The organism is Terriglobus sp. YAF25, from assembly GCF_052113305.1.
Lineage (GTDB): Bacteria > Acidobacteriota > Terriglobia > Terriglobales > Acidobacteriaceae > Terriglobus.
In genome coordinates this window covers 1-9,440 of the sequence record NZ_JBFRCY010000076.1, presented here as the reverse complement: position 1 = coordinate 9,440, position 9,440 = coordinate 1, and the positions used below count along the sequence as shown (strand labels likewise).

The window sequence follows — 9,440 nt, the reverse complement described above, 5'->3', positions numbered from 1 at the left end:
GGTCGTCGCAGGCCACGGTTTTACCTGCCGCATCCTGGCACGGCTTCGCGGGCTGCTGTGACTGCGACCAGCAGAGACCACTCAACATCACGACCGAACTCAAAACCAGCCAACGCATATGTCGTATTAGACGCCGTGACCGGTGGCGCCGCCAACCCAGGTCACCCCATTTGTTCACAGCCGTTCCGTGCTACTCTCTCCCCACAGGGATACACCCACACAATCTATGCCAGCGACACTCGTCATCCGTTCCAGCGCCATCCACGCAGCCGGTTGTTATACCACTACGCCCATCCGTAAGGGCGCACGCATCGTTGAATATGACGGCCCGCGCATCACTAAGGATGTCGCCGACGAACGTTATGCTGACCGCTTCGTCACCTACCTGTTCGGCGTGGGCGATCGCAATACGGTGATCGATGGCTTCGGTGCGGCGATGTTTATCAATCACTCCTGCGACCCGAACTGCGAGACGCAGGAGATCGATGAACGTGTCTTTGTCGTCGCCCTGCGCAATATCGCCCCCGGCGAAGAGCTGACCTACGAGTACAACCTCTACGACTCTGACGAAGAGGACCAGCCGTGCTACTGCGGCGCTAACGTCTGCCGCGGCACGATGTTCAGCGAAGAGGAGATCCGCCGGCGTAAACGCATCGCCGCACGAACTGCAAAAGTCGGCCGGGCGTAACCAACTGACCCCGATTCAGACAGGATTCATTGTTCAGGAGGGACTGTATCGGCATCGCCGCTGATACAGTCCTTAGGCAGGAGGCCTCACCGAACGATGAAACACCTACTGCCCGCTCTCATCTGCTGCGTACTTACCTCCCAAGCGGTATTTGCGCAGACGATCATTTCCCCCGCCTCAGGCGGCGACATTGCAGCGCCGCTGAATGCTGCGATCGCAACCTGCTCGTCCACCACAGGATGCACTCTCGAGATCGCTCCGTCGACCTCGACCCTCCTACTGAACAGCGTTGTCACGGTGACGAAATCCAACGTCCGTATCCATTGCATCGCCTCGGCGCCGATATATACCAATATCTCGTCCACCCCACTCAGCAGTACGACCGGTGATTATTCGGGGGTGATTGACATTGTCAATGTCGATAACGTCGAACTCAGCGGTTGCACCCTCTACACCGATTCGCTTGGCACGACAGCGGTTCCGACAATCCGTGTGTGGGGATCTTCAAACGTGCGTGTTCACGATATGACGCTGCACTCCTCCGTTTCCCCCGTTTATCCTGCTTTACTCGGAATACGGGCTGAGGGATCCACATCGGCACCAAGCCAGAACATTACCGCTGATCACAATAAAATCACGACGCCATCTATCGGCTTGTCCGTTGGGGACAATGGCCAGCATATCGATTATCACGACAACTCTGTGACAAACAGCTATCAGTGTTTCGATTTCAACGGCCAAAATGGCGGAGCACATCCGGATGCCACGGACATTAACTTCCATGACAACTCCTGCGCAGGCAATACCGCATCCAGCTACGTGGAGTCTGCCAGCAATGTCAGGGTCAAAAATAACTCGTTCTGGAAAGACAGTAGCGGACAAGCCGCCATCGTCATTCACAATACGTTGCCTACTGTCCCCAATCTGCATGTGGATATCAGCGAGAATTCATTCGTCGGCGCCGGGGTCACAGCCTACGCAGCGTGGTTCTACCAGAATGGAAACCATTGGGCCTTCAGCAACAATCGGGTGCAAACGATGAGGATGGATGGAATCCTTGTCGATTCGACCAGTGGAACTCCCGTTTATGGCGAGGTCACAAACAATCAATTCATTGATAATGGGCAGGCTGGCGCATCAGGCGGTTATTGCGGCGTCCGGTTACACCAAAGCGCCGGCAACAACGTCGGCTTCCTCACGATATCGACCAACTTGTTCGTCGATGACCAGGGCAGCAGCCCGACCCAAGCCTATCCTGTGTGCTCCGACGGTGGACAGACACCGTTTTATTTGAAGATCACCAACAATCAAAACTACCTTGCCAACGCGGAATCCCTGCCCGCTGGCTGCAACGATTGCATGGTCTCAGGCAACTTCAAGCCATAAGAGAAACTACGACAGGAGACCCGGCTGCCTTCAGGGAGCCGGGTCTCCTATTTGCGGCTCCCCAATCCACACCCCGCACAGCGATACAATCAACGCCAGTAACAATGGCCTATCAGGTTCTTGCCCGCAAGTATCGCCCTCTCCGTTTTGCCGACGTGGCCGGACAGGATCACGTCACCCGGACGCTTATCAATGCGCTGGAGCAGCAGCGCATCGCGCATGGCTATATCTTTTCGGGCCATCGCGGTATCGGCAAAACGACCATCGCCCGCATTCTTGCGTCGGCCCTGAACTGCCGCAATGCCATCGGCTCGGCTGAGCGGCCCACCGCCGAGCCCTGCCTGAAGTGCGACTCGTGCGTCGAGATCCGTCAGGGTAATGCCGTGGACGTCATCGAGATTGACGCCGCCACCAACCGCGGCATCGATGAGATTCGCGAGCTGCGTGACGCCGCCCGTTACCGCCCGGCACGCGACCGCTACAAAATCTACATCCTGGACGAGGCACATCAGATCACCGATGCCGCCTTCAATGCTCTGTTGAAGACGCTGGAGGAGCCACCCGACCACATCGTCTTCATGATGGCGACCACCGAGCCGGAGAACATTCCGCAGACCATCCGCTCGCGCTGCCAGCACTTCAGCTTTCACGCAGTTCGCCATGATGACATCCTGGCCGAGCTGCGCGGTATTGCCCAACAGGAAGAGGTCGCTGCGGATGACGCCGCACTCGCTCTTCTGGCGGAAGCAGGTGACGGTTCCATGCGCGACGCGCTCTCCATCATGGACCAGGCCATCGCCTCCGCTCCGGTGGTGGACGGCAAGGCACAGCTCGTCGCTACCCAGATTCGCGATCTGATGGGGAGTGTCCCGAACACGGTCTTTGAAGAGATTCTCGAGGCTGTCAGCGCGAACCAGTCGGCTGTTGTCATTCAGACAGCAGCACGGCTACTGGACGCCGGGAATTCCCCGACACAGATCTCCCGTCAGTTCGTGCGCTACCTGCGCAACTGCGTCGTCGCCAAGATCGCGAACCTGACCGAAGAGAACAATCAGAGCGACCTGCTGCAGATCTCGCAGGATGAACGCCGTCGCGCCGCCCGCAGCTCCAAGCTGTTCACCGAAGAAGAGTTGACGCGTTTTCTGCAGGTGATGCTGCGCACCTTCGACGATCTCGGTTTCCGGCAGGAGCCCCGTTTCCATCTGGAGCTCGGCCTGCTGAAGCTGGTTCATCTGCAGCGGCTGCTGCCGGTGGAAGACCTGCTCAGCCAGCTCCCTGTACCGACGGGGGCCAGCCCACGCCCTGCTGCAGCGCCGCCGGTACGATCCGCAACGCCTCCACCGGCACGTCCCTCCGGCGGGCAGCCTGGAAGCACCACCTCGACCACAGCAGCCGCTCCGGCGAAACCAGCGTTCTCTCCCTTTGAGGCAGACCGCTCCCGCAAGACAGAGATGTCTTCGCGGCCAACGCTGAACAACGTCATTCCTATCGATCAAACAGCAGGCAACCTGGCATTGGCTCCTGAACCCGTGCTTCCGGCCCCTGCGCCCCTGCAAGAAGTCGCAGCCCCAGTTGTTGTCGATGACCCAGTAATGGAGGCACCGCAGGCATCGATTCCTGCTGCTACGCCGGAACCGGTAGCACCCTCCATAGCCGTATTTGCTGAGCCGGTTGCTACACCCATTGCTGAACCTGTGATGGCTCCTCCGCCCGCTCCCGTCATGGCGCCACCTTCACCTCCAGTGGAGCTAGTGATTCCAGCTCCCTCTCCTGTCGCTACAGCGGTCGCAACGCCAAGCCCCGCCGCAGTTCAGGCTGCCGGAGGCTACGACATCGCTGCCCTGCAGAACGCCATCGTCAATGAGCTTTCCGCCAGCAAGGGCCACAGTTCCGCTGCCGACCAGATGGATGAGTCCACCTTCACCATCGAAGGCAATGAGCTGCGCATCCAGACGACACTCTCTGCCGGCATGTTGAAGCTGCTGATCAACGCGGAGGCGGAGAAGATCATCAAGACCTCGCTGCGACTGCAGGGCGCCGGAGACCTGAAGCTGATGCTGCTGGCCGGCTCAGCAGCGAACGCCGCCGCGAAAAAGGATAGGCCTGCCGCAGCGGGCTCCATCAAGGCCTCGGCCATGGAGCATCCGATTGTGCAGCAGGCGCAAAAGCTCTTCAACGCAGAGATCCGAACCGTGATCGATCTGCGCGAAAAATAGAATCCTCAACCGAACGACAAACCGTCCAACAAGCGTATGAATTTTTCCGACATCGCGAAGATGAGAGAGATGATGGGCCAGGCCCGTCAGATGCAGGAGCAGATGGAGCAGAAGCTCCGTCAGGCCGAGGTCGAAGCCTCCTCGGGCGGCGGCATGGTTACGGCACGCATGAACGGCAAGAAAGAGCTGCTCTCTCTCAAGATCGACCCCACGGCCTTTTCCTCGGGCATGGGCTCTCCTGCTGATATCGAGCTGCTCGAGGACCTGATCAAGGCCGCCATCAACGAAGCCGGCCGCAAAGCCGACGAGATCATGAAACAGGGCGTTCAGTCGGCCCTCGGCGGTCTCAACATTCCTGGATTAACCTAAGAACATGGCCCGCTTCGCAGAACCCATGGCGCGGCTGATCGAAGAGCTGCGCAAACTTCCCGGCATCGGTACCAAGTCGGCGCAGAGGCTCGCCTTTCACATCCTGCGTTCCAGCACGACCGATGCCGAAGCTCTCTCCAAGGCGATTCTTCAGCTCAAGGCGAGCCTTCGCCTGTGCTCGCGCTGCAACAACATCACTGACGTCGATCCCTGCGCCATCTGCTCCAGCCCCACTCGCAACCAGCGCCTGGTCTGCGTCGTGGAAGAGCCCACCAACATCGGCGCGATCGAGAAGACCCGGACGTGGAACGGAGTTTTCCACGTCCTTCACGGCACTCTTTCTCCAGTAAATGGCATCGGTCCGGAACAGCTTCGAACGGCAAATCTTTTCAATCGTTTAGCAGAGATAGAGGAAGTGATTCTTGCACTTTCTCCAACCGTTGAAGGAGAGGCGACAAGTCACTATTTAGCCCAGGAAATCCACGGGCTCGCTCCCAGCCTTCCGGTCACCCGTATCGCCACAGGCGTTCCTGCCGGAAGCGATATTGAGTACGCCGACGAGATCACATTGAGCCGCGCTCTCGACAATCGCCGTCAGCTGTAAGGCGTGCCCTCAAATCCAATTAAGTTCATGCGCTGGGTTGTCCCCAGCGGGCTTCGCTCGTTGGGAAGCATTTGCTACATGCCGGGCACGCTGGACCATCGCTTTACGTGCAGGAGCGCTGCACGCAAAGCGACGGTCATGACAGCACGCCAGAAAGCTAAGCGTTTGGAGGAAGCACCCGCAGGTCGCCTCCCGTCATCTCCTTGGGCTGCGGGATTCCGAGGAGCCCGAGAATCGTCGGAGAGATATCGCGCAGTGAGCCGCCCTCGCGAACGCCGATCTTCTTGCCCTGATCGGTCACCAGGATGAACGGCACGGGGTTGGTGGTATGCGCCGTGTGCGGACCTCCGCTGACCGGATCGATCAGCATCTCGGCATTGCCGTGGTCGGCCGTTACGATCATCGCGCCTTCACGGGCTCTGATTGCCTTGTACAGGCGGCCCAGGCAGTAATCGACCGTCTCCACACCCTTGACCGTAGGCTCTATCTTGCCCGAGTGGCCCACCATATCCGCATTCGCGAAGTTCACGACAATCACATCGAAGGCTGTATCGTTGACGGCCTTCTCGACGACTTCGGCGATTCCTTCGGCGCTCATCTCGGGAGCCAGATCGTACGTCGCCACCTTCTTCGACGGCACCAGCTCGCGCTCCTCGCCCGCGAAGGGCTTCTCGATACCGCCGTTGAAGAAGTAGGTGACGTGCGCATACTTCTCCGTCTCGGCGACACGAAGGTTGCGAAGCTCTGCGTTACCCATCACATTGGCCAGGAGATTATCCATGCTCTCCGGCAGCAGATACATGGGCAGAGTGAAGTTCTTGTCGTACTGCGTCATCGCGACGATGTGCAGGTTCTTCGGTACGCCGGCACGCGGAATCTCCAGGTCGAGCTCGGCGGACTTGGGCAGCTCGCGCCCGTCGTCTTTGGAGAGGTGCGAGTTACGAGCCAGCACGCGAATGATCTGACGAACGCGGTCGGCGCGGTAGTTGAAGCAGATGACCGCATCCTCATCCTGAATAGTTGCTACCGGCTTGCCATGCTCGGTAACGACAAAGGGGACAATGAACTCATCGGTGACGCCGTTGTTGTAGCCCTCACGCACGCGTGCGATGGCATCCTCATAAGCTCCGCCCTCGGCCTGCCCCTTCACCATGGCGCCGAAGGCCTTGGCCTCGCGCTCCCAGCGCAGATCGCGGTCCATGGCGTAATAACGTCCGCTGACGGAAGCCAGCTTGCCTACGCCATACTCACGGAACTTCTGGGAGAGCGCTTCCAGATAGCCGGCTCCGGAGCTCGGCAGCGTATCGCGGCCGTCCATGAAGGCATGCACATAGACGTTCTTCAGTCCCTGCTCTGCAGCCATCTTCAACAGCGCATAGAGATGCCGCTGGTGCGAGTGCACACCGCCATCTGACACCAGGCCGATCAGATGCAGCGCGCGTCCGTGCGCAGCCGCCTGCATCGCCTTCACCAGCGTGGGATCGGTAAAGAAATCGCCCTTTGAGACCGTCTCATCGATGCGGACGATGTCCATGCGCACAATACGTCCGGCGCCGATGTTCAGGTGACCGACCTCGGAGTTGCCCATCTGTCCATCGGGGAGGCCGACGAAGTGATCGCTGGCGCGGATCGTCGTATTGGGATACTCCGCCAGCAGAAGGTCGTAGTTCGGCTTGCGGGCCAGAGCGATGGCGTTGCCCTTGGTCTCGGTGCGGATACCCCATCCATCAAGGATGGTCAGGACGAGCGGCTTATTCTTTGACATTACTGATTCACTTTCCGCGTTGATGTGCTGCTTCGGCTGCTCGCGGCTCAGCCCCTAGAGCATTTTCACTGTTGCTGGGTATCCCTGAAGAGGAGTGCAGCGGCGTTTTCATTGCGGAAAACGCCCATAGATGTGGAAGCCCTGCACTATACCTACAGCGAAAATTCTCTATTGCAACAATGGGTGCGGCTGCCGGCAGCAGCGCACCCATCGTTGCAAAGGAAGTTTGAAGAGAGCCCCTCACAACGGCTACTCACCGCAGTTGATGGACTCAATACCGAGGAACTCTGCGCCCGGGCCCAGCTCTTCTTCGATGCGGAGAAGCTGGTTGTACTTGGCGATACGATCCGTACGGCTGGCAGAACCGGTCTTGATCTGCCCCGCACCGGTTGCAACCGCCAGATCGGCGATGAAGGTGTCTTCAGTCTCGCCCGAGCGGTGCGAGATGATCGAGGTGTATCCATAGCGGCGGCCGAGAGTGATGGCTTCCAGAGTCTCCGAGACGGTACCGATCTGGTTCACCTTGATCAGGATGGAGTTGGCTACGCCCTGCTCGATGCCCTGCTGCAGACGGCGGGAGTTCGTCACAAAGAGATCGTCGCCGACGAGCTGTACGAAGTTGCCGATCTTATCGGTCAGCAGCTTCCAGCCGGCCCAATCGTCTTCCGCTAGACCATCTTCGATGGAGACGATCGGGTACTGGCGGCACCAGCTCTCCCAGAACGACGCCATCTCTTCGCTGCTCAGCTCGCGCTTGTCGCTCTTCTTGAAGACGTACTTGCCCGTCTCCTTGTTGTAGAACTCAGACGAAGCGGGATCGAGCGCGATGGCGATCTGCTCACCGGCCTTATATCCGGCCAGTTCAATCGCTTCGAGGATCACTTCGATTGCCTCCACGTTCGACTTCAGCGAAGGAGCGAAACCGCCCTCATCACCCACGGCCGTGTTCAGGCCCTTCTTCTTGAGCACGCCCTTCAGCGTGTGGAAGACCTCGGTGCCCCAGCGCAGTGCGTCAGAGAAGCTCTCCGCGCCGACGGGCATAACCATGAACTCCTGGAAGTCCACCGTATTGTCGGCGTGCGMGCCGCCRTTGAGGATGTTCATCATCGGCGTGGGCAGAATGCAGGCATTCACGCCACCGAGGTAGCGGTAGAGCGGCAGCTTGAGCTGTGCGGCAGCGGCGCGAGCGGTGGCCATGGAGACGGCCAGAATGGCGTTGGCGCCCAGCTTGCTCTTGTTCTCCGTGCCGTCGATGGCGATCATGGTCGCATCGATCAGGCGCTGGTTGCTGGCGTCCATGCCGGCCAGCTCAGGAGCGAGGATGCTCTCGACGTTCTCGACTGCCTGCAACACGCCCTTACCGAGGTAAACCTCTTTGTCGCCGTCACGCAGTTCAACAGCCTCGTGTTCGCCGGTAGATGCGCCCGAGGGCACAGCGGCACGGCCAAATGCGCCACCGGCGAGCAGGACATCTGCCTCAACGGTCGGATTTCCACGCGAATCCAGAATCTCGCGGGCGTGAATGGAAACAATCTCGGTCATCTCTCTCCTCAAATCTGTAGACAACACGCCCGAGGGGCGCACGATGCGATGGGCAAGGCGGTCGTTGAGTTTCGGTCGGCGATCGACAGCGATAGCGCTGCCACTCACTCCGGCGATCATCTCGACAAGCTCTGCCATACGGAATAACTCTCGTTTCTAGAAAATTTTAGCAGCCGAAAACCACCCAGTGGCCTGACCACGCCAGCTTTAACGGTGCTGTAGCAGTGTTTGCAACCAAGATTCCCGGGGGATCACATCCGCAACCTATGGGGCTACGCTTGGTCTATACAATTGCGCTTCTTGCGCGCCCGAGGTTTTATGTCCGTCAAGCACTCTGTGTCCACCGCTGCCCTGCTTCTGTCCATTGCGCCGCTGTTTGCGCAGCAAAGCGGCGTGTCCGTGCCCCCCAATGAGGACTATACGCAGGACGCCGCCCCGCAGAAGCCCAGCGCAGCCAAGCCCGTCGCCACCGTTCCCCCCGCCCTCGGCGAGGAACCGGCGCCTGTTCCGGCTCCCGTTCAGACCATGCCTGCTCCCGTTGCCGCTCCCAAGCCGGTACCGGCAGCCCCTGCTCCCACCGCAGTCGCCGAGCTGAAAACGCATGCCGACGCGGACCCCGATAGCGGTGTCGTGACCTACGTCCCCTCCCCCAAGGGTGAACTTCCGCAGGGCACGTTGATTCGTGTGCACCTCAACGATGAGATCTCCACAACCGACACCCCGCTCGGCGCTCCCTTCCACGCCCGGATTGCGCAGGATGTCTCGCGCGACGGCCATGTCATCATCCCCGCCGGTTCGGAGATGGTCGGGCGCGTGACAGAAGTACGGGGTGGCAAGCGGATCCGCGGTGCAGCCCTGATTCACCTGGAG

7 protein-coding genes and 1 pseudogene are annotated in these 9,440 nt (G+C 59.6%); 6 read left to right on the top strand and 2 right to left on the bottom strand.

Annotation, left to right across the window (positions count from 1 at the left end):
- Positions 1-226 precede the first annotated feature (226 nt).
- The 5 genes from AB4043_RS04850 (at position 227) to recR (ending at position 5,263) form a co-directional block, all read left to right on the top strand.
- A complete protein-coding gene (locus tag AB4043_RS04850; RefSeq protein WP_442301667.1) occupies positions 227-688 on the top strand; it encodes an SET domain-containing protein in 462 nt (153 codons plus the stop codon).
- Between the two features lie 96 nt (positions 689-784).
- Positions 785-2,074, top strand: coding sequence for a hypothetical protein (locus tag AB4043_RS04845; RefSeq protein WP_442301668.1), 1,290 nt, complete (start codon positions 785-787; stop codon positions 2,072-2,074).
- A gap of 104 nt (positions 2,075-2,178) precedes the next feature.
- Positions 2,179-4,290, top strand: a complete 2,112-nt coding sequence (dnaX, locus tag AB4043_RS04840) for a DNA polymerase III subunit gamma/tau (protein ID WP_442301669.1) — start codon at positions 2,179-2,181, stop codon at positions 4,288-4,290.
- 36 nt (positions 4,291-4,326) lie between these two features.
- The gene (locus AB4043_RS04835; RefSeq protein WP_442301670.1) at positions 4,327-4,659 is read left to right on the top strand and encodes a YbaB/EbfC family nucleoid-associated protein; all 333 of its coding nucleotides are present in this window, start codon (positions 4,327-4,329) and stop codon (positions 4,657-4,659) included.
- A 4-nt stretch (positions 4,660-4,663) separates the two neighbouring features.
- Positions 4,664-5,263 (top strand): recombination mediator RecR, encoded by a 600-nt coding sequence (gene recR, locus AB4043_RS04830; RefSeq protein WP_442301671.1) that lies wholly within the window; start codon positions 4,664-4,666, stop codon positions 5,261-5,263.
- Between the two features lie 157 nt (positions 5,264-5,420).
- On the opposite strand, the gene gpmI is transcribed toward recR, so the two are convergent.
- A complete protein-coding gene (gene gpmI, locus AB4043_RS04825; RefSeq protein WP_442301672.1) occupies positions 5,421-7,028 on the bottom strand; it encodes a 2,3-bisphosphoglycerate-independent phosphoglycerate mutase in 1,608 nt (535 codons plus the stop codon).
- A 249-nt stretch (positions 7,029-7,277) separates the two neighbouring features.
- On the bottom strand, positions 7,278-8,570 hold the full coding sequence (gene eno, locus AB4043_RS04820; protein ID WP_442306591.1) for a phosphopyruvate hydratase: 1,293 nt from the start codon (positions 8,568-8,570) through the stop codon (positions 7,278-7,280).
- Positions 8,571-8,888: 318 nt separating this feature from the next.
- Between eno and AB4043_RS04815 the strand changes: the two are divergent.
- A pseudogene (locus tag AB4043_RS04815) lies at positions 8,889-9,440 on the top strand (hypothetical protein); the annotation flags it as partial.